The organism is Corynebacterium sp. MSK006, from assembly GCF_030232385.1.
GTDB lineage: Bacteria > Actinomycetota > Actinomycetes > Mycobacteriales > Mycobacteriaceae > Corynebacterium > Corynebacterium frankenforstense_A.
Genome location: NZ_JASPJZ010000011.1, coordinates 31839 through 53236 on the forward strand (window position 1 = coordinate 31839; position 21398 = coordinate 53236).

The 21398-nt window shown below is 70.7% G+C and carries 16 protein-coding genes and 1 tRNA gene; 6 read left to right on the forward strand and 11 right to left on the reverse strand.

Annotation, left to right across the window (positions count from 1 at the left end):
* Positions 1–97: 97 nt before the first annotated feature.
* Positions 98–2113: an FAD/NAD(P)-binding protein gene (locus QQA02_RS07615; RefSeq protein WP_284775627.1), complete on the forward strand. Its 2016-nt coding sequence runs from the start codon at positions 98–100 to the stop codon at positions 2111–2113.
* Here the strand turns inward: QQA02_RS07615 and QQA02_RS07620 are convergent.
* On the reverse strand, positions 2067–2735 hold the full coding sequence (locus QQA02_RS07620) for an SDR family oxidoreductase (protein WP_423777796.1): 669 nt from the start codon (positions 2733–2735) through the stop codon (positions 2067–2069). The genes QQA02_RS07615 and QQA02_RS07620 overlap by 47 nt on opposite strands.
* 163 nt (positions 2736–2898) lie before the next feature.
* Positions 2899–4059: a cystathionine gamma-synthase gene (locus QQA02_RS07625; RefSeq protein ID WP_284775632.1), complete on the reverse strand. Its 1161-nt coding sequence runs from the start codon at positions 4057–4059 to the stop codon at positions 2899–2901.
* A 256-nt stretch (positions 4060–4315) separates the two neighbouring features.
* Between QQA02_RS07625 and QQA02_RS07630 the strand changes: the two genes are divergently transcribed.
* A complete protein-coding gene (locus QQA02_RS07630; protein WP_284775633.1) occupies positions 4316–5287 on the forward strand; it encodes a mechanosensitive ion channel family protein in 972 nt (323 codons plus the stop codon).
* Positions 5288–5407: 120 nt separating this feature from the next.
* Here the strand turns inward: QQA02_RS07630 and QQA02_RS07635 are convergent, their stop codons facing one another.
* The 5 genes from QQA02_RS07635 to QQA02_RS07655 form a co-directional block, all read right to left on the reverse strand.
* Entirely contained in the window at positions 5408–6166 is a 759-nt protein-coding gene (locus tag QQA02_RS07635; protein ID WP_284775635.1) for a DUF8185 domain-containing protein, read from the reverse strand.
* Entirely contained in the window at positions 6163–6657 is a 495-nt protein-coding gene (locus QQA02_RS07640; RefSeq protein WP_284863948.1) for an acyl-CoA thioesterase, read from the reverse strand. Before QQA02_RS07640 ends, QQA02_RS07635 begins: the two co-directional genes overlap by 4 nt.
* Before the next feature lie 97 nt (positions 6658–6754).
* Positions 6755–8425 (reverse strand): energy-dependent translational throttle protein EttA, encoded by a 1671-nt coding sequence (gene ettA / locus QQA02_RS07645; protein ID WP_284775639.1) that lies wholly within the window; start codon positions 8423–8425, stop codon positions 6755–6757.
* 90 nt (positions 8426–8515) lie between these two features.
* Positions 8516–9091, reverse strand: a complete 576-nt coding sequence (locus QQA02_RS07650; RefSeq protein ID WP_284775640.1) for a single-stranded DNA-binding protein — start codon at positions 9089–9091, stop codon at positions 8516–8518.
* A gap of 164 nt (positions 9092–9255) precedes the next feature.
* The gene (locus QQA02_RS07655) at positions 9256–11637 is read right to left on the reverse strand and encodes a bifunctional copper resistance protein CopD/cytochrome c oxidase assembly protein (RefSeq protein ID WP_284863950.1); all 2382 of its coding nucleotides are present in this window, start codon (positions 11635–11637) and stop codon (positions 9256–9258) included.
* Between the two features lie 134 nt (positions 11638–11771).
* Between QQA02_RS07655 and QQA02_RS07660 the strand changes: the two genes are divergently transcribed.
* The 3 genes from QQA02_RS07660 to QQA02_RS07670 all read left to right on the forward strand — a co-directional run bounded on the left by QQA02_RS07660 (position 11772) and on the right by QQA02_RS07670 (position 14755).
* Positions 11772–11848 (forward strand) — tRNA-Arg (locus QQA02_RS07660).
* A 421-nt stretch (positions 11849–12269) separates the two neighbouring features.
* Positions 12270–12923 carry a DUF3558 domain-containing protein gene (locus QQA02_RS07665; protein ID WP_284863952.1) on the forward strand — a complete coding sequence of 218 codons (654 nt, stop codon included), beginning with the start codon at positions 12270–12272 and terminating at the stop codon, positions 12921–12923.
* Positions 12923–14755: a hypothetical protein gene (locus tag QQA02_RS07670; RefSeq protein ID WP_284863954.1), complete on the forward strand. Its 1833-nt coding sequence runs from the start codon at positions 12923–12925 to the stop codon at positions 14753–14755. Before QQA02_RS07665 ends, QQA02_RS07670 begins: the two co-directional genes overlap by 1 nt.
* An 85-nt stretch (positions 14756–14840) precedes the next feature.
* Here QQA02_RS07670 and QQA02_RS07675 read toward each other — a convergent pair whose 3' ends face one another.
* Complete coding sequence (locus QQA02_RS07675) at positions 14841–16034, reverse strand: chymotrypsin family serine protease (protein ID WP_284863956.1); 1194 nt, start codon at positions 16032–16034, stop codon at positions 14841–14843.
* A gap of 137 nt (positions 16035–16171) precedes the next feature.
* On the opposite strand from QQA02_RS07675, the gene cmrA reads away from it, so the two are divergent.
* A complete protein-coding gene (gene cmrA, locus QQA02_RS07680) occupies positions 16172–16972 on the forward strand; it encodes a mycolate reductase (protein WP_284775651.1) in 801 nt (266 codons plus the stop codon).
* A 23-nt stretch (positions 16973–16995) separates the two neighbouring features.
* On the opposite strand, the gene QQA02_RS07685 is transcribed toward cmrA, so the two are convergent.
* From QQA02_RS07685 to QQA02_RS07695, 3 genes are all read right to left on the reverse strand, one after another.
* A complete protein-coding gene (locus QQA02_RS07685; RefSeq protein ID WP_284863957.1) occupies positions 16996–17832 on the reverse strand; it encodes a CAT RNA binding domain-containing protein in 837 nt (278 codons plus the stop codon).
* A gap of 140 nt (positions 17833–17972) precedes the next feature.
* Entirely contained in the window at positions 17973–19385 is a 1413-nt protein-coding gene (gene ascB / locus QQA02_RS07690; RefSeq protein ID WP_284863959.1) for a 6-phospho-beta-glucosidase, read from the reverse strand.
* Positions 19386–19418: 33 nt separating this feature from the next.
* The gene (locus tag QQA02_RS07695) at positions 19419–21386 is read right to left on the reverse strand and encodes a beta-glucoside-specific PTS transporter subunit IIABC (protein ID WP_284863961.1); all 1968 of its coding nucleotides are present in this window, start codon (positions 21384–21386) and stop codon (positions 19419–19421) included.
* Positions 21387–21398: the final 12 nt, after the last annotated feature.

The window sequence follows — 21398 nt, forward strand, 5'->3', positions numbered from 1 at the left end:
CAAGTTTCACGACGCCGACCGTATCACTGTTACGTACAGATCAGTTCGTCAGGGGCATACAAATCGGTCTACTGGAGGTGTACTAGAGTCTGAAGACATGACCAAGGAACACGCAGCCGACGACGCCGCCGCCCCCGGCATCGCCATCATCGGCGCCGGTCCGCGCGGCATCTCCGTCATCGAACGCATCGCCGCGAACCCGCCGAAGAACTTCACGTTCATCCACCTCATCGACGACGTCGTCTTCTACGGCGGGCGGATCTGGAACCCCGACCAGGGCCAGACGCTGTGCATGAACACGCTGGCCGGGGCGGTCACGCTGTTCACCGAGCCCGGCTCCTCGGTGGGCAACCCCGTCCAGGAGGGCCCCACCCTCTTCGAGTGGATCCGCCTGGTCCGCGGCGAGACCGAGGGCATCTCCGCCGAGAAGCAGCGGCTCTTCCGCCTCAACCCCGTGCGGCCGACGCAGCTGGCGGAGTTCCGCGAGGAGATCGACGCGACCGTCGAGCAGTCCCACCCCACCCGCGCGCTCTACGGGCTCTACATCACCTGGTTCGCCGAGGTCGCCGAGATGCTGCTGCCGCCCGAGGTCTCCGTCTGGCGCCACCCGGGCCGGGTGGTCGAGGTCATCGCCGACGAGGACAACGGCATCGACTGGCTGCGCCTGGACAACGGCGAGCTCATCCGCGCCGACGCCACCGTCATCGCCCCGGGCTGGGTCCAGCCCGGCCCCACCGCCGAGGAGGAGGCGCTGGCCGCGGCCGTCGCCGAGCACCCGGGGCTGACCTGGGTGCGCCCGGACAACCCCATCGACCAGAACCTCGACGCGGTGCCGGAGTGCGGCGACGTGATCGTGCGCGGGCTGGGCATGGGCTTCTTCGACGCGATGGCGCTGCTGACCATCGGCCGCGGCGGACGCTTCCTCGAGGACGACTCGGCGCGCTCGGGGCTGCGCTACGAGCCGTCCGGGCGCGAGCCGCACCTGTGGGTCTCCTCGCGGCGCGGCTACCCCTACGTGCCCAAGTCCGACTACGGCTCGCTGCCGCCGAAGGCCTCCCTGGAGCGGCTGCGCGCCGTCATCAACGAGCTGAGCGGCCGCGACAGCGTCGACTTCACCGCCGAGGTGTGGCCGGCGATCGTGCGCGACGCCCACGCCGCCTACTATCGCACGCTGGCCGCCACGCGCCCCGGGGCGATCGACACCGGTCTCGACTCGCTGATCGGGCTCATCGACGCCACCCCCGTCGACCGGCTCGAGGACACCCTGGCCGGCCACGTCGCAGAAAAAGACCTCTTCCGGCTCTCCGCCTGGTTCGAGCCGCTCGCCGGCGTCTCCGGCACCCCGGAGGAGGTCACCGAGACCATCGCCGGCTTCCTCGCGCGCGACATCGCTGAGGCCGTCGACGCCTGGGACTCCCCGCTCAAGGCGGGCCTGTGGTCGATCAGCGCCTCGCGCAAGCCGTCGGCCATCCTCGGCGACCAGGGCGTCTACACCGCCGAGTCGCGGCGCACCACGCTCTCGGCGTTCATGGCCCTCGGCCAGATGGTCGGCTCCGGCCCGCCGCTCTTCCGCACCCGCGAGCTGCTCGCCCTCATCGACGCCGGCTTGGTCACCCTGCTCGGCGCCGAGCCGACGGTGACGGTGAGTCAGGGCGCACACGCCGCGGCAGGCGCGGCGTCGTCAAGCGACGCGCACTTCACCGTGGTCTCCCCCACCACGGGCACGCCCGTGCGCGCGACGACGTTGGTCGACGCCTGGATGCACAAGCCGGTCATCCAGCGCGCGACCGACAAGCTGTCGCGCTCGATCGAGGCGGCCGGCCGCTGGCGCGCCTTCGACAACCACACCTCCGACGGGCAGGCCGTGCCCACCGGCTCGCCCGAGGTCGACCCGGAGACTCGCGCGCTGGTCCACCCCGACGGCACGCCGGACGCACGGCTGATGCTGCTGGGTATCCCGACCTACGGGCAGATGGCGGACACGACGATCTCGCCGATGCCCGGCACCGACCCGCTGATGCTGCAGGAGACCGACAAGGCGGCGCGCCACGCCGTCGAGGTCTTCCTCAGCGGTCCGTCAACTCGACTCGTGGACGTACCGCGATCTCTGTGATCTGGGTCGACGGCCCGGCGTCGACGGCCGTGCGCACCGCGCGGGCGACCTCGTCGGGGTCGATGTAGTGCTCGACGGTGTAGGTGCCGCCCTCCTGGGCGACCAGCGTCTCGAGCATCGGGGTGTCGGTGGGGCCCGGGGCGACGGTGCTCACGCGCACCCCGGCCGGGGCCTCCTCCTTGCGCAGGCCGTCGGCCAGCGCGCGCAGGGCGTGCTTGGAGGCGGCGTAGACGATGTTGCCGGGGAAGGCGCCGTCGCCGGCCCCGGAGTTGATAAAGACGACGTCGCCGCCGGCCTGACGCAGCGCCGGCAGCAGGCGGCGGGTCAGCTGCGCGGGCACGACGACGTTGAGGTCGAGATGCGTGCGCCACTCCTCCGCTGAGGCGGCCTCGACGGTGCGCCGCCGGGCGACGGCCGCGGCGTGGACGAGGATGTCGACACGCTCCAGGCCCAGCACCTCGTCGAGCGCGCCGGTGGGCTCGTCGAGCAGCTCGGTGACCAGGTCGGCCTGCACGGCCGTGACGTGGGCCAGGGCGCCGAGGCGGTCGAGGCCTGCCGCATCACGGCCGATGGCCCACACGTCGTGGTCGCGCAGGAGGTCCGCGACGATCTCGACGCCCATCCCGCCGGTCGCTCCGGTGACGACGGCGACCTTGCGGGGGCGCTCCGGATCTGCGGCGGCGGTGGTGGCGGCCGCGGGGTTCGCGGTGTCCGCGGTGGTGTCGGTGGTGTCGGTGGTGTTCATGCGGCCAGGGTAGCGCGGGGCCCGGGGCGCGGGCGGGGGGTTAGAGCCGGTCGAGCGCCTGGGCGGCGTCGGCGAGCAGCTGGTCGCGGTCCTCGAGACCGACGGAGATGCGCACCAGGTCGCGCGGCGGGGCGGTCGCGGACCCCTCGGCCGAGAGGTGCGTCATGGTGGCGGGGTGCTCGAGCAGGCTCTCCACGCCGCCGAGGGACTCGGCCAGACAGATCAGCTCGGTGTTGCGGCAGAACTGCTTGGCGGCCTCCTCGCCGCCGGCCAGGCGCACCGAGACCATGCCACCGAAGCCGGACATCTGGCGCGCGGCGACCTCGTGGCCCGGGTGCGAGGGAAGGCCCGGGTAGCGCACCTCGGCGACCTCGTCGCGGGACCGGAGGAACTCGGCGAGTGCCTGCGCGTTGGCGCAGTGGCGGTCCATGCGCACACCGAGGGTCTTGATGCCGCGGTAGGCCAGGTAGGAGTCGAAGGGGCCGGGGATGGCACCGATGTCGCCCTGGAACTTCAGCACCAGCTCGTCGATCTCGGGGTGCGGGGTGACCACGAGCCCGCCGATGACGTCGGAGTGGCCGCCGAGGTACTTCGTGGTCGAGTGGACCACCACGTCGGCACCCAGGCTCAGCGGGCGCTGCAGGTAGGGAGTGGCGAAGGTGTTGTCCACCACCAGGCGGGCGGGGTGCCCGTCGAGCACCCCGGCGACGGCGGCGATGTCGGTCACCCCGAGCATCGGGTTGGTCGGCGTCTCGAGCCAGACCACGGCGGTCTCGTCGCGCAGGGCGCCGCGGACCTGGCCGGCGTCGGTGGTGTCGACCACGGAGTAGTTGACGCCCCAGGGCTTGAAGACGGTCTCGATGAGACGGTAGGTGCCGCCGTAGACGTCACCGCCGAGGATGATGTGGGCGCCCGGACGGGTCAGCGCGCGCAGCACGGTGTCGGTGGCGGCCATGCCGGAGGCGAAGGCGCGCCCCGAGGCCTCTTCGCCGCCCTCGAGGGTGGCCACGACCTTCTCCAGCGCTGCGGTGGTGGGGTTGCCGCAGCGGCCGTACTCGTAGCCGCCGCGAAGCGTAGCGATGTCGTCCTGGGCGAAGGTGGTCGAGGTGTAGACGGGCACGTTGACCGCGCCGGTGTGCGAGTCCGGGTGGTAACCGGCGTGGATCGCGTCGGTGAAGAAGCCGGGGTACGGGGCGCTCACGTGGGGTTCTCCTTCGCGTCGGGAAAGGCGGTCCGGGGGTTTCCCGCAACAATAGACCAAGCGGTACAGGTTTGTCACACGGTCCGGTCCACTCCCCCTGCTCCCCCCGACCCGCACACCCAGGGGCTGCGCGCCGTGCCCACCCCCAGCGCCGCCCCAGCGGTCGCATCGGGCCGTTTCCGCCACTACGTTGGGGCCAATGAACCCCGATGACCTCGCATTACTCGCAGCTAATTCACCCGAAGGTGTCTCCGGGATGACCGATTCCGCGGCCACCACCGTGACCTCCTGGTGGGAGAACGATCTCGTCCAGCAGTGGCTCATCGACGTGCCGATCAGCCTCGGCATCACCCTCGTCGTCGCGATCGTGGCGCACTGGGCGCTGCGCCGCCTCATCGACCGCCTGGCCGAAAGCAACATCGAACGCAAGCCGCGCAAGAAGTCGCACCTGCTGCCCATCGGCCGGCAGCGCGACGCCGAGCAGCAGCAGGAGCAGACGCTGGCCGAGCGGGCCAAGGAGCGGCGCCGCAAGTCGCGCGTCCGCACGCTGGCCCAGGTGGGCAAGTCCGCGGTCGGCATCATCATCTGGGTGTGGGCCGCGCTGGCGATCCTGGACAAGCTGGGCGTCAACATCGCCCCGCTGATCGCCTCCGCCGGTGTCGCCGGCGTCGCCCTCGGCTTCGGCGCGCAGTCCGTGGTCAAGGACTTCCTCGCAGGCATCTTCATGTTGCTCGAGGACCAGTACGGCGTGGGTGACGTCATCGACGTCGGCGACGGCATCATCGGCGACGTCGAGGACATCTCGCTGCGCCTGACCACGATCCGCGACATGGACGGCACGCTGTGGTACGTGCGCAACGGCGAGATCCTGCGCGTGGGCAACTTCGCCGACGAGTACGCCATCGCCCGCCTGCAGATCCCGGTCAGCCTCTCCAACGACCCGGACGAGGCGCGCAAGGTCATCACCGCCGCGGCCGAGGAGGCCTGCGAGGCACCGGAGGTGGCCTCCAAGATCCTGGACAAGCCGAAGATGCAGGGTGTCTCCGCCTTCGAGATCGACCACATCTCCTACCGCATCTCCGTGACCACGATGCCCGGCGACCAGTGGGACGTGCAGCGTCACGTCCAAGGCCACATCCTGGCGCGGATGCACGAGGAGGGCATCGAGGTGCCCTACCCGCACGGCATCGGCATCCAGCACCCCTCGATGGAGGGGGACGAGGCCTAGGCCCCTCAGACCTCCGTCTATTTCCGACGTCCCGTCGGTTCCACACCGCCGCACCCCTTCCGGGTGCGGCGGTTTTCCGTGTGCGGGTGCGCGGCTGGTGCGGTTCCGCCGCGCCGCGGCTCAGAAGAGCGAGAGCCTGGTGGAGCGGTAGACGGTGCCGAAGGGCGCGTCCAGGCGCACCCACCGGCCCAGCTTGGCCACCCGCAGGTGGCGGGGGATATCCGTGCTCGCGGCGAAGCCGGGGATCAGCCCCAGCGAGGTGCAGGTGAAGATCATCCGCATGGGGATCTCCACCGTCTCCACGCCCTCGGCCGGGGCGGAGTCACCGGCCGCGGTGCCCGCTCCCCCGGCCCCCGAGGCGCCGGTGGCCGTCGCGGACTCGCGGCCCTCCGGGTCCGAGCTGACCTCCAGGACCGTCTGGTCGAGCAGGCTGCGCGGCGGGCCCAGCGGGCCGGAGAACTGCCGGGCCAGCGACTGACCCTTGTCGGCCAGGGTGCGCACCACGTCGACGGGCACCCGGTCGATCTCCCTGAAGCCCTGCGCCGGCGGCAGCGCCCCGGGCCACGAGGGGTCACGCGGCGAGCCCAGCGCCAGGTGGCGCGAGCTCGGCTCCGCGGAGTTGTAGACGACCAGCTCGTCGAGCAGCCGGCGCGCGGAGACGACCGCCCCGTCGCGCGAGGCGGTGCCGCGCACGCGGCGGGAGGCGACCACGTCGAAGGGCGTGGTCACGAAGACCTCGACGAACTCACCGCGCTGCTGCAGGCGCGCCAGCGCCGTGGCGTCGAGTCCCACAGCGCGGGAGACGAGCGCCTGCAGGCCGGACGCACCGTCGGAGATCTCGAGGAACTCCTCGGTCCAGCCGCCGTTCGCACCGGTCAACGGGCGCCGTCCTCCCGGTCACCGTGGTCGGGGCCCTCGAGTTCGCCGGCCGGGCCCCTGTCCTCGGAGGACTCCGCGTACTGGGTCAGCACGCCGATCTCCGCGGAGCTGATCGCGCGCGGGCGGACGGACTCGCGGTCCATGGCCACCGACACGCAGCGCACCACGGCGGCCACGCGGCCCTCGGGGTCCTTGACCTCCTGGCGGGTGGTCATGGAGGTCGTGCCGATCGCCTCGACCGTGGTCTCGATGAGGACGCGGTCCTCCTTGTTCGGCAGGATCGGCTTCATGAAGTCGACCTCGAGGTTGCGCAGGAAGAACATCGGGGTCTTCAGCCCGGCGCGCGGGAACTCCGTGAGCGCGAACTTCACCCTGGCCTCCTGGGCCAGCTCGATGTACTGGGCGTTGTTGAGGTGCCCGTAGCGGTCGAAGTCGTTCCACCGCAGCGGCACGTAGGTCCGGTGGACGGAGCCCTCGTGGATGGATGCCATTGTTCTCGCTTCCCTCTCTGATTCGTGCCTTGTGATGCGGTGCCTGCGTAAGTGCGGTGCCGGCCGGCCGGCCGGGCGGGCAGAGACCCGCCGACGCCTAGCGCGTCAGCTTGCGGTGGGTCACGCGCGACGGGCGGGCGGCCTCCTCGCCGAGGCGCTCGACCTTGTTCTTCTCGTAGTCGCCGAAGTTACCCTCGAACCAGAACCACTTGCCCTCCTCGATGTTGCCCTCCCAGGCGAGGATGTGGGTGCAGGTGCGGTCCAGGAACCAGCGGTCGTGGGAGATGACCACGGCGCAGCCCGGGAACTTCTCGAGGGCGTTCTCCAGGGAGCCGAGGGTCTCGACGTCCAGGTCGTTGGTCGGCTCATCGAGCAGCAGTAGGTTGCCGCCCTCCTTGAGCGTCAGCGCCAGGTTCAGGCGGTTGCGCTCACCGCCGGAGAGCACCTTCGACGGCTTCTGCTGGTCCGGGCCCTTGAACCCGAAGGCCGACAGGTAGGCGCGGGACGGCATCTCGTTCTGGCCGACGTGGATGTAGTCCAGGCCGCCGGAGACGACCTCCCAGACCGTGGCCTCGGGGTCGATGTTCTCGCGGTTCTGGTCGACGTAGCTCAGCTTGACGGTGTCGCCGACCTCGACGGAGCCCTCGTCCGGCTCCTCGATGCCCACGATCGTCTTGAACAGGGTGGTCTTGCCCACGCCGTTCGGGCCGATCACGCCGACGATGCCGTTGCGCGGCAGCGTGAAGGAGAGGTCCTTGATCAGGGTGCGCCCGTCGAAGCCCTTCGACATGTTCTTGACCTCGACGACCTTGTTGCCCAGGCGCGGCGGGGTCGGGATCTGGATCTCCTCGAAGTCCAGCTTCTTGTACTTCTCGGCCTCGGCGGCCATCTCCTCGTAGCGTTCCAGGCGGGCCTTGTTCTTGGCCTGCCGGGCCTTCGCGCCGGAGCGGACCCAGGCCAGCTCCTCCTTGAGGCGCTTGCGCAGCTTGGCGTCCTTCTTGCCGGCGACCTCGAGGCGCTTCTGCTTGGTGTCCAGGTAGGTCGAGTAGTTGCCCTCGTAGGGGTAGAGCTTGCCGCGGTCGACCTCGCAGATCCACTCCGCGACGTGGTCGAGGAAGTAGCGGTCGTGGGTCACGGCCAGCACGGCGCCCGGGTAGTCCTGCAGGTGCTTCTCCAGCCACTGCACGCTCTCGGCGTCGAGGTGGTTGGTCGGCTCGTCGAGCAGCAGCAGGTCCGGCTCGGAGAGCAGCAGCTTGGCCAGGGCCACGCGGCGGCGCTCACCACCGGAGAGGTGGGTGACCGGATCGTCGGACGGCGGGCAGCGCAGGGCCTCCATGGCCTGCTCGATCTTAGAGTCGACCTCCCAGGCGTCGGCGGCGTCGAGCGCCTCCTGGAGCTTGCCCATCTCCTCCATCAGCTCGTCGCTGTAGTTGGTCGCCATCTCCTCGGCGATCTCCTCGAAGCGGCGCTTCTTCTCGAAGACGTCGCCGAGGCCGTCCTCGACGTTCTCGCGGACGGTCTTCGAGTCGTCCAGCGGCGGCTCCTGCAGCAGGATGCCGACGGTGGCGCCGGGGTCCAGGAAGGCCTCGCCGTTGGAGGGCTGGTCGAGCCCGGCCATGATCTTCAGGATGGAGGACTTGCCGGCGCCGTTCGGGCCGACGACGCCGATCTTGGCGCCCGGGTAGAAGGCCATGGTGACGTCGTCGAGAATGACCTTGTCACCGATGGCCTTGCGCACGTTCTTCATCGTGTAGATGAACTCGCCCATGTTTCCCCTCTGTCGTGGTTATTCGCGTCAGACACTAGAGGGTAACCCTACCAGCAGCGCGGCGCCGGGCCAGGCCGCACCGAGCGGGGCTCAGGCGACGTCGGCGGTGGCGAAGGGGACCTCCTCCCCGCCCGGGGCGGTGTCGAAGGTCGCCGGCTCGGAGTCCCCGTCCGGGGCCTGCCCGAACTCGACGTTCTGGGGCTTGTAGAGGTCCTCGTCGACGTTCTGGGCGAACAGAGCCTGGTTCTGCGGGTCGCGCTCGTTGGCCCAGCGCTCCACCACGTTGACGCAGCGGTTGACGCGCGCGAAGTGGCGGTTGAGGTCGTGGGCGACGGCGCGGGCCTTCAGCAGCACGCGCGAGCGGCGCCGATCCTCCTCGGTGGCGCCCTGCTTGCCCTCCCACTCCTCGGTGACGAGGTAGCCGGTGGCCACGATCGGCGAGCCCTTGTCCAGGCTCACCCGGCAGTTGTAGGCCAGGTCGCCCCAGGCCTCGACGTCGATGAAGAGCTCGTCGACGCTGCTCCAGCCGGTCTTGGACTTCTCGTCACGCAGGGAGCGGTCGGCGGCGATGCGCATCTTGACCACGAGCGCGCCGGTCTGGGTGCGCCGCAGCCAGGGCTTACGGGTGAGGTTGCCGGTCAGGGTGACCGGGTGGTTGATGGCCATGACGGTCCTTTCCCGCGGGAGCGCGAGGGTGATCGGTGCGCCCCCGGACACTCCCGCGGAATCTCCCCCCGGGGGCTCGCCCCCGATGCTGCCCTGTGACCGCGACCGCCCGCAGCGCCCCGGCGCGCGCCTGTGGACAACCCGACGTCATCCACAGGCCGGCCTCAGCGCCGCTTGCGCCCGCCGCGCCTCTTGCGCTTGCGCTCCCCGCGCTCGCGGGCCTCGCCGAACTCCTCGGTGTAGTAGGCGGAGTCCGACATCGGCCAGGGCACGCCCGGGTGCTCGGGGCGCGCGTCGCGGCGGCGCGGGCGGGCGTCCTCGGCCTCCGCGTCGTCGGCCTCGCTTGCCGACGTCCCGTCGCCCGCCGTCGCGGTCTCCGTCACCGCCGTGTCCGTGGTTGCGCCGTCCTGCGCCTGCGGCGCAGGCGCCGACGCAGCTCCGGAAAGGGTACCGCCGGCGGGGGCGGACGGGGCGTCGTCAATCTCTGTCGCAGGCTCGGTGTCGTCGTTGAGGCTGGCCAGCCACTGGTTGTAGGCGGAGTGCTCGGCGTCGTCGGTGGCCTCGGCGCGCGCCTCGTAGGCCTTCTCCTCGGCCTTGTCGTCGCGCAGCCACTGGTAGAACAGCGCGCCGAAGACGACGACCAGCGGGAAGGAGCCCGAGGCCCAGGCGATGCCGCCGCCGACCTTCTGGTCGGCGAGCAGGTCCGGCGCCCAGGGCAGCAGCAGGCCGGCGTAGAAGTCCTCGGCGAGCACCTCGTTGAGCTGCATGAGGTAGACGCCGAAGTAGAGGTGCACCGGCATCGAGAGCATCAGCCAGCCCAGGCGCAGCAGCACGCTGCCGCGCTTCGGGATCGGGTCCGAGCCGATCATCTCCCAGAAGTAGAGGAAGCCGGAGGTCAAAAAGAGCACGTTCATGATCACGTGCCCGCCGTGCTCGGCGACCATCACGTCGAAGAGCGGGGTGATGTAGATGATGTAGAAGAAGAAGAGGAACTGCAGCGTGTTGACCGCCGGGTTGGTGATCCAGCCCAGCGTGCGGCTGTGGCACAGGGCGAAGGCCCATTCGCGCGGTCCGGGCCGGCCCGGCGCGCCCGGCTCGGCAGCCTGCATGACCAGGGTGAACGGCGCGCCGAGGACCAGGAAGACCGGCACGACCATAGCCAGGCCCATGTGCACGATCATGTGCACGGAGAACAGCGCCATCATGTTCATGCCCATGCCCGAGCTCATCATCACGGTCAGGGAGAGGCAGCCGAGCAGGAACCAGAAGGTGCGCACGGCGGGCCAGTCACCGCCGCGGCGGTGCACGCGCACCACGCCGTAGATGTAGGCGGCGGCGAGCACCAGGCCGATGGTGCCGAAGAGCATGTCGAAGCGCCACATCGTCCACACGTTCCAGAAGGTGGGCGCCTCGTGCAGGTCGAAGCCGATCTTGACGGCCATCGGCGAGAGGTTCGGGTCGCGCGGGGGCGGCGGCGGGGTGCGGCCCATGGAGATGGCCACGCCGGTCACGGCGGCCATGACGGCCACCTCGACGACGGCCACACGGCGGAAGGCGCGCTGGTCCGGGTCAGGTCCGGCGAGCTTGGGCATGGTGACCTGGCGGTGGACGAAGCCGAGGAAGGCGAGTACGACCACGCCGACGGCCTTGGCGGTGATGATCAGGCCGTAGGTGGTGGTCAGCCAGTCGGAGAAGTCGATGCGCACCGCGGCGTTGACCATACCCGAGACGGTCATGACGATGATCGAGAACAGCGCGAGCTTCGAGTAGCGCGCCACGGCGGTCTCCGTGTCCGGGCCGAGGCGGCGGCAGTGGGCGATCAGCGCCATCAGGCCGCCGATCCAGAGCACCAGGAAGATCAGGTGCCACAGATACGAGTTGGTGCCGTAGTCGTGGTTGCCGCCGGCCGCGGAGTGGCCGTCGAGCCCGTTGGGCACCACGGCGAGCACCGCGAAGACCAGGGCGAGCGGCTGGCTGGACCAGCGGCGGGCGAAGAGGGCGGGCACACCAACGAGGAAGGCCAGCCCCGCGGTCCACGCCCAGGCCTGCGCGGCGGAGACCTGCTCGAGCGCGGTGGCCCAGGCGGCCGGCTGGAGGACCTGGGAAAACGGGGTGCCGGAGACGTCGGAGAGCGTCAGCGGCACCATGACCAGGGAGATCACACCCAGCGCCAGCGAGGAGAGCGCGCCGGTGCGCGCGGCGATGTGCCCGTCGACGGTCAGGCGGGCCTCGAGAATGCGGGAGTTGTCGTTCTCCGGCACGTCCGGGTTGATCAGGAAGGCGGCGGCCAGGTACGAGCCGACGGCGAGCGCGGAGACGATCCAGGAGGCCGCGCGCAGGAAGGGCAGGCCGACGGTGGTCAGCCGGCCGGGGTCCGGGATGCCGAGTGCCGCCAGGGAGTCGGCGAGCAGCCCCCAGGAGATCGCCGCGCCGACCACGCCGGCGAAGACGATGAAGGCGAGGTAGAGCGGCCAGGTCGACCGGACGGAGGGGCGCCAGGCCGGGCCGGCCGGGGCCTCACCGTCCCGAACGAGCGTGTCAGACATAGCCACCACCCTACTTCCCCGCCGCCCGGCCACCTCTTGGGGCGCAGGGGGCCGTGCGCTAGAGTCACTGCACGTGGGGACGCTTGCCGACGCCGCGCTGCGACGCGCTGCGTCCGACTCACCGTCCCCGCCGCGCCCCCATAGCTCAGTGGATTAGAGCATCCGGTTTCTACCCGGCTGGTCGCGGGTTCGAGTCCTGCTGGGGGCACCACTGAAAGCACTGGTCAACACACCTTTTTGAGTGCGCGGCCGGCGCTTTTTGCATGCCTGGGGTGCGCCGTGCCGACGTCGTGCCCACATTTTGCCCACACTTTTTCGCGCGCTTCGCTGATGCCCCTGTCGCGGCAGGGCCGCATCTCGGCCGGCGTCCGGACGGACTGCCCCTGCTGGGCGAGTGGGCCCGGCCGCCGGCCCAGGCCGCCGGCCCCGGAGCGGGGAGTTTCCCCGCCCGAGATGCGGGATGATTTCGCGTCGCGCACAATGGCCCCCACGGGTCGCCCCGGAAAGGGAACCGGAGGCGCCCCGGACCGGTCTAAGGGGGACGAGGGGAAGAGAGATCCCCGCATCACGACCGGTTGAGAGGCTTCGACAGCGAGGGGGCAATGCCGATGCGACCACCACCGACCCGACGATTGACGACGCTCGCGACAGTCACCGTCGCGGGTCTGCTCACCGTGGGCTGCGCGGGTTCCGCGGGCCCGGTGCTCGACACCGCCGCCGCGATCAAGGGCAGCGGTGGTGCGGGCAGCGCCGGGACGGAAACCGCCGACAGCGCGCACGACGGGCCGACGTTGTTCGGCGTCCCCTCATCGAAGCTGCCTTTCGAGCCCGGGCAGATCGACATGGCCACGCACCCGGACGAGCAGTTCAATCCCTGCACGGAGATCTCCCCGGAGATCTACCGGCAGGCAGGCATTGAGCTCAAGATCGAGCCCGACATGGACAGGCTCGCCGGCTACGTCGCGAGCTGTTCGGCTGATCCGATCAACGAGGACAAAGACCCTGCCGCCGCGCGCGACTTCTTCATCACCAGCTCGCGGTCAACGCCCGAGATGATGACGGAACGTGGGCATGTGGTCCTCGAGGACACCCACGACGGCGGCTTCGACGTCCATCTCATCAGCACTGAAGATGTCAGCAGCGGCTGCGCCAGTGGGGTAATGACCGACCGGGGCCGCTGGACCGTCACTGCCTGGCCGAATTCGAGGCACACCGATCCGTCGGTCACGTGCGCCCAGGCCCGTGAGAAACAGGAACTCATCACCAAGATCATCGGGGGGAACTGATGACACTGCACCTCGACCACGCAGCACTTCAAAAGAGCATCGGTCAGATCACCGACATTCTGAGCAACGCGACAAAAGCGATTTACGCCGCGGAAGCAGCCACCATCAGCGGCGCATATTCCGCGGTCTCCGGGCTTGACCAGCTCGGTGCCGCCCACGGCACAGCCTTCTACGGCGGCGCGGGATCCGCCGCCACCGTCCTGAACCAATTCGCCGAGCAACTCAACTGGGCACAGGAGGCCCTCGCCTGGACCGACACCATCCTCACCAACCGCGACCTCGCCAACTCCATGGGCCTGCTCAACAACTTCTATGAGGCCGGCCAAGAGCCGCTGAGCCCGACGCAGCTCCCGAACGAGCCCGCAGCCAACTACGGCGCGCTCAACCCCGCCCACCCGGTCGTCGCCCCGACGCTGAGCCTCGACCAGCTCGCCGGGGAGTTCGCCGCCACCGGCACGCACCTGACCGTCCAGGCGACCGACTCCTGGAACACCATGGCACGCGCGCTGGCGGCGGTCGCCGACGAGCTCAACGGCGTCGCCGCCGACGTCACCGGGGCCAACACCGGCGCGGTCTTCGACAGCGCCGCCGGCCGCATCACCGAGATGGCCGCCCGCGCCGGGCACTTCTCCGCCAACGCGACGGTCATGGCCCAGCACACCCAGGCCCTGCACGCCGCCCACGCCGCCGGTAACGCCGAGGTCCAGGCGGCCCGGGCGGCGGTCACGGCTATGCCGCCGGCCGAGCGCATCGCCGCCGAGCAGGCCTTCCTGACCACCTTCGTCCCGAAGTTCCAGGCGTCGCTGGCCCCGGCCATCCCGGCGGTGAGCATGCTCATGGACCCCGCCACCGCCCAGGGCGGGGGCCAGGTCAGCGACAACCCGCAGTACGCGACGACGAACGCCCCCATCGATGAGGCCGCCGGCGCCTGGCGTGGCGCGGGCAACCACCTGGTCACCCAGGCTGCCACCGTCCTCGGCGGGGGCGCCCCTCAGGCCAGCCACTACGCCGGGCCTTCCGGCATGGCCGGGCCGCCGGCGCTGACGACCCCGGCGAGCCACCCGCTCGGCTCCCCCGCCGCTGCCGCCCCGACCCTGGGCGGCGCCAACGGTCCGATCCCCGGCCTCGGCGGGACGTCCGGTGCCAGCGCCGCCCCGGTACTCAGCAGGGGCGGGGCCCTGGGTGGGGCCAACGGAATCAACGGCGGCGTCGGAGCAGGTGGCGGCGCCGGTCGCGCGGGGGCTCTCGGCCCGGTGTCCCCGGCATCCGGTGCCGCCTCCCAGTCGGGGATGCTCGCCCCAGGGGCATTCGGGGCTCCCGGCAACTCCGGGGCCGCGCGGACGACCACCCCGACCTCGCCGCGCCCGGGTGGTTCCGCGAACATGCCGCGCGGCATCGGCGGCGGGCTGCCAGGTGGCGAGGGAGCCCCGGCTCTCGGCGCGGTCCGCGCCGGCGGGGCAGGGGCCTTCGGTGGTTCGGCCGGCGGCTCGGCGGGCCTTGCCGGGGCCCACTCCCCCGGCGGGCGCGCTGGCTTCGGCGGTGTGATGCCCGGCGCGCCCGGGGCGGGAACACCCGGTGTCTCCGGCGCCGGCGTCCCGGCCGCCGGTGCGGGCACGGGCGGCGGCCAGGCCGGTACCGGCATGCGCGGCGGGATGCCGGTCGCGCCGATGATGGGGGCGAACGGCGCCGGTCAGTCCGGCGGGAGCTCCAGGTCGGTCAAGGCGGTCACCACCGCCGTCGAGCTCGACGAGAACCGGCGCAAGCTCCTCGGCGAGCCGACCCCGACGGTGCCCGGGGTCATCGGCGACTGGGCCCGCGAGCAGCGGGTCTGACCGTCCCCGGTCAGACCCGCTGCGGCCGACCCGGATCTGCCGGCCTCGATCGGCCGATCCGGATCGGCCGGCCCCTGCCTCTCCCCTACTGGGAGAGTATGGAGAGCACGGCGCTCTCCGGCAGCACCTCGGCGTGGTGGGAGGCCGACTGCCCGGCCTCGTCGAGGGTCTGGCCCAGCGGGGCGAAGGCGCTCGCCGGGTCCTGGCCCGCGCCCAGCGCGTCGACGGCACCCTGGGCGTCGGCCCCGATGCGCTGCGAGTACTCCGCGGCGTCGGCCTCGGCGGCCGCGACGTTGCGCTGGTGCTCGGCGACGAAGTCCGGCATGGCCCCGTTCTCCTGGGCCCAGTCGAGCGCGACGGCCTCGTCCTCGCCGAAGGTGCGCAGGTCGTCGGAGTGCTTGGCCTCCGAGTCGGTCAGCGAGAAGCGCTCGTTGACCTGGCCGTCGGGGATGCCGTAGGCCTGCTCGACGGCCACGTCCGCCGGCTGGGCGCGGGTGATCGGCCCGAAGACCATGGAGCTCACGCCGAGCACCTCGCCGGTGTTCGGGTCGAAGTTCACGCCGCCGGAGTCGCCCTGCACGTAACCCAGGTCCCAGGCCCACAGCCCGTTCTGGGAGCGCACCAGCAGGGTGCCGCAGCTGCGGCCGGTGGTGGTGCCGTCCTTGCAGATCGGCTGGCCGGCCACGGAGAAGTCGTACTGGCCCGGGGCCAGGTCCGGGTAGTCGCGGATCGCGGTCAGGCGCACCGGCGTGCCGTGCGCGGTGCCCGCCTTGTCCACGGAGTCGGCCATGCGGCTGTCGACCACGCCCTCGTTGAGCACCGCGGTGCCCCAGTCGGGCGAGTCGACGGACAGGCGCAGCGTCTCGGCGAGGTCCCCCTCGGCCTGCGCGAGGTTCGCCTCGTTGGTCGCCGGGGCGTGGGCCTGGTCGCGGTAGCCGATGACGGTGTCGCCACCGCTGCGCGTCGGCGCGAAGACCCGGTCGCCGAACTCCGGCTGGCCCTCCATCGGCGCCAGGCAGTGCCCCGCGGTGACCAGCACGCGCTGCTGCGTGCCGTCCGGCAGCACCACCGTGCCGATGACGCCCTGGCTACAGACCTGGCGGTTCAGGTACTCCGGCAGGGGTATGTCGGTCAGCTGCACGTCGCTGCGCATGGGGGCGCCGGGGGCGGCGAGCGCGGCGCGCTCGTCGGCGCCCGCGGGGGCGTCGGAAAGCACGGCGGTGGCCAGGGCAGCCGGCAGCAGCGCGGCGAGCACACGGGTGCGCACGGACTTCGTCATCGGTGGATACCGCTTTCTGTGGGTCGAGGGCTATTGGCGGCAGCCAGTGTAGCCCCGCGCCGCGCGCGGGTAGCATCGTTGAACACGCACGCCGTGTCACGATTTCGACACGATCCCCGATGAAGGAACGGTGCCCGATGACCCTGCCCTACCCCTCGACCTCCGCCGCCGCGCTGGTCACCGGTGCCAGTCAGGGCATCGGCGAGGCGATCGCCCGCAAGCTGGCCCGCTACGGCCACAACCTCATCCTCGTCGCCCGCCGCCGCGAGGTCCTCGAGAAGATCGCCGCGGAGCTCGAGGAGGCCCACGGGGTCACCGTCGAGGTCCGCCCGGCCGACCTCGCCAAGGCCGAGGAGGTCACGAAACTTGTCGAGGAGATCGAGAACCGGGAGATCAACATCCTGGTCAACTCGGCCGGCATCGCCAGCTTCGGGCCCTTCCTCGACCAGGACTGGGACTACGAGACCAACCAGTTCAACCTGAACGCCACCGCCGTCTTCCGCCTCACCCGCGCCGCGCTGCCGGGCATGGTCGCCCGCGGCGAGGGCGCCATCTGCAACGTCGGCTCGGCGGCCGGCAACGTGCCGATCCCCAACAACGCGACCTACGTGTTCACCAAGGCCGGCGTCAACGCCTTCACCGAGGCGCTGCACTACGAGCTCAAGGGCACCGGCGTGCACTGCACACTGCTGGCCCCGGGCCCGGTGCGCGAGGCGGAGATCCCCGAGTCCGAGCAGTCCATCGTGGACAAGGTCGTGCCCGACTTTTTGTGGACGACCTACGAGTCCTGCGCCGACGAGACCCTCGAGGCGCTGGCCAAGAACCGTCGCCGCGTGGTGCCCGGCCCCCTGTCGAAGGCGATGAACGCCATCTCGGCCTACGCGCCGAGCGGGCTGCTCTCGCCGGTGATGGGCTGGTTCTACGCCAAGATGGGCTGAGATTTACGACGCCGCGCCTGCCGCTACTTCGCGGTCAGGCGCACGACGTGCAGTGCCAGGTAGGCGCGCTCGTCCGCGGTCAGTTGCGTGTTCAGGCGCAGCTCGAGCACCGCGGCGAGGCGGTCGGCGCAGCTGATCGCCTTCAGGTGGGTCTCGGCCAGTGAGTCGCCGAGCACGCCCATGCCCTCGTCGAGCTGCTCGCCCTTGTCCACGCGCACGAAGAAGTAGCGCATGTGGGTGATGAAGCGGGCCGCACTCAGCCCGTCGCGGTCGATGCGGGTGCCGTAGGCGGCGTCGATGACGTCGAAGAGCTGGGAGAACACGCCCGTCATCTGGTAGGTCGCCGCGAGGTTTCCGCCCTGGAATTCGGTGCCGACCAGGTGCAGGGCGATCGCGGTCTCCTCGGCCGCCGGCAACGGGCGCTCGCCGCGCTGCGTGATCCACCCGTTGGCCCGGGCCAGCAGTTCGCGGGCGGTGGCCAGCTCCTGCGGGTAGAGGTGGGAGACCTCCGCGGCCAAGGGGTTCGGCTGCGCGGCCGCCGAGGGGTCGGCGGCGTTGCGACGCACGGCGACGTTGAGGTGGTCGGCCAGCGCGATGACGGTCGAGGCGGGCACGTCGTGCCCGGCGAGCAGGTCGGCGGCCAGGTCGACGAAGTCGGCGGGCACGTCGGCGACCATGCGCGCGACGTTGTCGGCGTCGCGGCCCTCGTCGGGGACGAAGGTGCGGCGCACGGCCCGCGGGTCGACCTCGTCTCCGGGGCGGGTGTTGAAGCCCAGCCCCTTGCCGGTGAGCACCACCGGGCCGCCGTCGGCACGCGCGGCGAGCACCACGTTGTTGTTGAGCACGCGCAGTACCTTCACCGCCGGCCTCCCTTCATCCTCGTCATCGTCTTGGTCGTCGTCTCTGTCATCGCCGTTGTGCCGCGCGTCCGGCACGCGGTACGCGGCGACCTCCCGGCGGCCGGCCCGCTGGCCGCCGTGCCGGGAGGCCGTACCGCCGGTCAGGCCTTCAGGCTGTCGCCGTTGGTGCGGATGACCTCGGCGTACCAGTCGAAGGACTTCTTCCTGTAGCGGTCGAGTGTGCCGGTGCCGTCGTCGTTGCGGTCGACGTAGATGAAGCCGTAGCGCTTGGACAGCTCCGCCTTGGACGCGCTGACCAGGTCGATGCAGCCCCAGGAGGTGTAGCCCCAGCACTCCACGCCGTCGGCGATGGCCTCGCCGACCTGCACGAGGTGATCGTTCATGTACTCGATGCGGTAGTCGTCCTCGACGGTCGGGCCGTCGGGCCCGTCGATGAGCACGTCGCGCGCACCCAGACCGTTCTCGACGACGAAGAGCGGCTTGTTCCAGCGGTCCCAGAAGTCGTTCATGACCACGCGCAGGCCCACCGGGTCGATCTGCCAGCCCCACTCGGAGGCCTGAAGCGTCGGGTTGGGCACGCCGCCCATGATGTTGCCCTCGCCGCGGACCTGCTTGTCCGGGTCGGCGGTCGAGCAGGCGGACATGTAATAGGAGAAGGAGACGAAGTCGACGGTGTGCTCCTTGAGCAGCTCGGCGTCGCCCTCGGCGAACTCGATCTCGATGCCGTTCTCGCGGAAGTAGCGCTTCGCCGAGGCCGGGTACTCGCCGCGGCAGTGCACGTCGGCGAAGAGCATGTCCTGCTGGGACTCCCACTGCGCCTGGCGCACGTCGCGCGGGTCCGGGGTCAGCGGGTAGCGCGGCACGGCGATGGCCATGCAGCCGACCTTGATCTCCGGGTTGACCTCGTGGGCGATCGTGGTGGCCAGCGCGGAGGCGACCAGCTCGTGGTGGATGGCCTGGTAGAGCTCCTGGTCGGCCAGGTTCTCGCGATCAAGCTCGATGCCGCCGGCCATGAACGGCAGGTGCAGGATGGCGTTGATCTCGTTGAAGGTCAGCCAGTACTTCACCCGGGCCCCGTAGCGCTCGAGCACGGTGTGCGCGTAGCGGGCGAAGAAGTCGACGAGCTTGCGGTTGCGCCAGCCGCCGTACTCCCGGGCGAGCGCGAGCGGGGTCTCGTAGTGGCTGAGCGTGATCAGCGGCTCGATGCCGTGCTTCTCGCACTCGTCGATGACGCGGTCGTAGAACTTCAGGCCCTCCTCGTTGGGCTCCTCCTCGTCACCGCGCGGGAAGATGCGCGACCAGGCGATGGAAAAGCGGAAGACGCTGAAGCCCATCTCCGCGAACAGGGCGATGTCCTCGGCGTAGCGGTGGTAGAAGTCGATGGCCTCAAGCTTCAGGTTGTCCTCGGTCGGCCCCTCGGTAGACGGCGCGGTGCCGCCGTGCGGCATGACGTCCTGGATGGACAGGCCCTTGCCGCCCTCGTCGTACGCGCCCTCGATCTGGTTGGCGGCGGTCGCGCCGCCCCACAGGAAGCCCTCGGGGAAGTTGCTCATGGTCTCTTTCCTCTCGTGTGGTTGGGTTGTGTGTTACTTCTCGACGTCCAGCACAGCGGCGCCGGCGGCCACTTCACCCGTGGCGGTGGGGATCACCGCGCCGAGCTTCCGGGAGTTGGTGACCACAACGATCGTGGTGGCCGGGTGGTTGTTGGCCGCGACCTCGGCGAGGTCGACGGTGCCCAGCTGCTCGCCGGCGGCGACGTGCTGGCCGCGGGTGACGTCCACGGTGAAGCCCTCGCCCTTCATCATGACCGTGTCGATGCCGACGTGCACGAGCACCTCGACGCCGTCGTCGCTGCGCAGGCCGTAGGCGTGGCCGGACTTCTGCACGGCGATGAGCTCACCGGAGACCGGGGCGACGATCCGCCCGTCGCTCGGCTCGATCGCGGTGCCCGCCCCCATGGATCCGGAGGCGAAGACCTTGTCGTCGACCTGCTCGAGGGGCACCACGGTGCCGCTGACCGGCGCGACCACCACAGGGTGGTCCGTGGCCTGTGCCGTCGGCACAGACACCGGGGTAGCACGCCCGGCGTCGCCTTCGGCGGCGACGGGGGCGGGCGCGGCGTCGTCAATCTCGGGATGCGCACCAGCGGGGACCTCGACCTCGGCCTCGGCGCGGCGCAGGGTGACCGCGGTGCCGACGAAGGCGATGACCATGGCCACGGCGGTGCCGATGAGCAGCAGGACGAAGTTGCCGACCTCGGTGTAGGCGGGCAGGGCCAGCAGTGCCGGGAAGATGAAGGAGTTCGCGGCGGTGTCGGAGAGGCCGGCGATCAGGCCGCCGACGATGCCGCCGGCGATGCCCATGTAGAACGGCATCTTCAGCGGGAGGTTCACACCGTAGATGGCGGGCTCGGTGACACCTGCGACGATTCCGGAGAAGGCGGCCGGGCCGGCGACCTTCTTGCGCGCGGCGCTGCGCGACCAGATCGCGACGGCCGCGGTGGCGGCGGCCTGCGCCATGACGGCGGCCAGGATGGGCGCGAGCAGCGGCTCGTAGCCGTTGACGCCGAGGTCGTTGATGAACACCGGCACAAAGCCCCAGTGCAGGCCGAACATGACGAAGACCTGCCAGAAGCCGCCCAGGATAGCGCCCGCCAGCCAGGGCACGGCGTTGTAGAGAGAGGTGACACCGGAGGCGATCTGGGTGGAGATCCAGGTGGTCGCCGGGCCGATGGTGAACAGCGTCAGCGGCACCATGACGACCACGACGAGCAGCGGGGTCAGGAAGCTGCGCACGGCGCCCGGCAGGATCTTGTTGAACCAGTGCTCGACGTAGCTGGCCACCCACACCGCGACGATGGCGGGGATGACCGACGAGGAGTAGCTCATCGACGGGAAGCTGAGCCCGAAGGCGGTGGCGCCCTCGGTGGCGGCCAGCTCGACGATGCCCGGGTGGACCAACGGGGTGACCACGGCCAGCGCCACGAAAGTGTTCATGCGGAAGCGCTTGGCCGCGGTGACCGCCAGGAAGAGCGGCAGGAAGTAGAAGACGCCGTCGAAGGTCGCGTTGAAGACGACCGCGGTGCCGGAGTTCTCGGCGAGCCAGCCGAACTGCAGGCCCATCTGGAGGAAGGCCTTGCCGATGGCGATGCCCGCCAGCACCATCACAATCGGGGTGAACAGCGCCGAGATCAGATCGATGAAGCGGTTGAAGAGATTCTTGCTCTCGCCGGAGGTGTCGTCGTCGACGGCGTCGGTCTCGTCCGAGTCCTCGGAGTCCTTGGTGCCCTTGGCACGCATGCCGGCGACGTCCTGGACCGCCGCGTAGGCGAAGGGGACGTCGTTGCCGATGACGACCTGCTGCTGGCCGCCGGCCGCCATGAGCGCGAGCACGCCCTCGGTGCCCTCGACCGCGGCCGAGTCGACCAGGGAGGCGTCCTTGACCTTGAAACGCAGCCGGGTGGCGCAGTGGGTGAACGAGCGGATGTTGTCCGGCCCGCCCAGGCCCTTGACCACCGCGCCGGCCAGGGGCGCGAAGTCCGTTGCCGTTGCCATTGTCTCTGCCTT

Excerpts from the sequence above, each read along its gene's own strand:
- QQA02_RS07655 (WP_284863950.1), bottom strand. The coding sequence starts at position 11,637 with ATGTCTGACACGCTCGTTCGGGACGGTGAGGCCCCGGCCGGCCCGGCC.
- cmrA (WP_284775651.1), top strand. The coding sequence starts at position 16,172 with ATGACCCTGCCCTACCCCTCGACCTCCGCCGCCGCGCTGGTCACCGGT.
- QQA02_RS07615 (WP_284775627.1), top strand. The coding sequence starts at position 98 with ATGACCAAGGAACACGCAGCCGACGACGCCGCCGCCCCCGGCATCGCC.
- QQA02_RS07695 (WP_284863961.1), bottom strand. The coding sequence starts at position 21,386 with ATGGCAACGGCAACGGACTTCGCGCCCCTGGCCGGCGCGGTGGTCAAG.
- QQA02_RS07670 (WP_284863954.1), top strand. The coding sequence starts at position 12,923 with ATGACACTGCACCTCGACCACGCAGCACTTCAAAAGAGCATCGGTCAG.
- QQA02_RS07630 (WP_284775633.1), top strand. The coding sequence starts at position 4,316 with ATGACCGATTCCGCGGCCACCACCGTGACCTCCTGGTGGGAGAACGAT.
- ettA (WP_284775639.1), bottom strand. The coding sequence starts at position 8,425 with ATGGGCGAGTTCATCTACACGATGAAGAACGTGCGCAAGGCCATCGGT.
- QQA02_RS07675 (WP_284863956.1), bottom strand. The coding sequence starts at position 16,034 with ATGACGAAGTCCGTGCGCACCCGTGTGCTCGCCGCGCTGCTGCCGGCT.
- ascB (WP_284863959.1), bottom strand. The coding sequence starts at position 19,385 with ATGAGCAACTTCCCCGAGGGCTTCCTGTGGGGCGGCGCGACCGCCGCC.
- QQA02_RS07620 (WP_423777796.1), bottom strand. The coding sequence starts at position 2,735 with ATGGGCGTCGAGATCGTCGCGGACCTCCTGCGCGACCACGACGTGTGG.
- QQA02_RS07640 (WP_284863948.1), bottom strand. The coding sequence starts at position 6,657 with ATGGCATCCATCCACGAGGGCTCCGTCCACCGGACCTACGTGCCGCTG.
- QQA02_RS07650 (WP_284775640.1), bottom strand. The coding sequence starts at position 9,091 with ATGGCCATCAACCACCCGGTCACCCTGACCGGCAACCTCACCCGTAAG.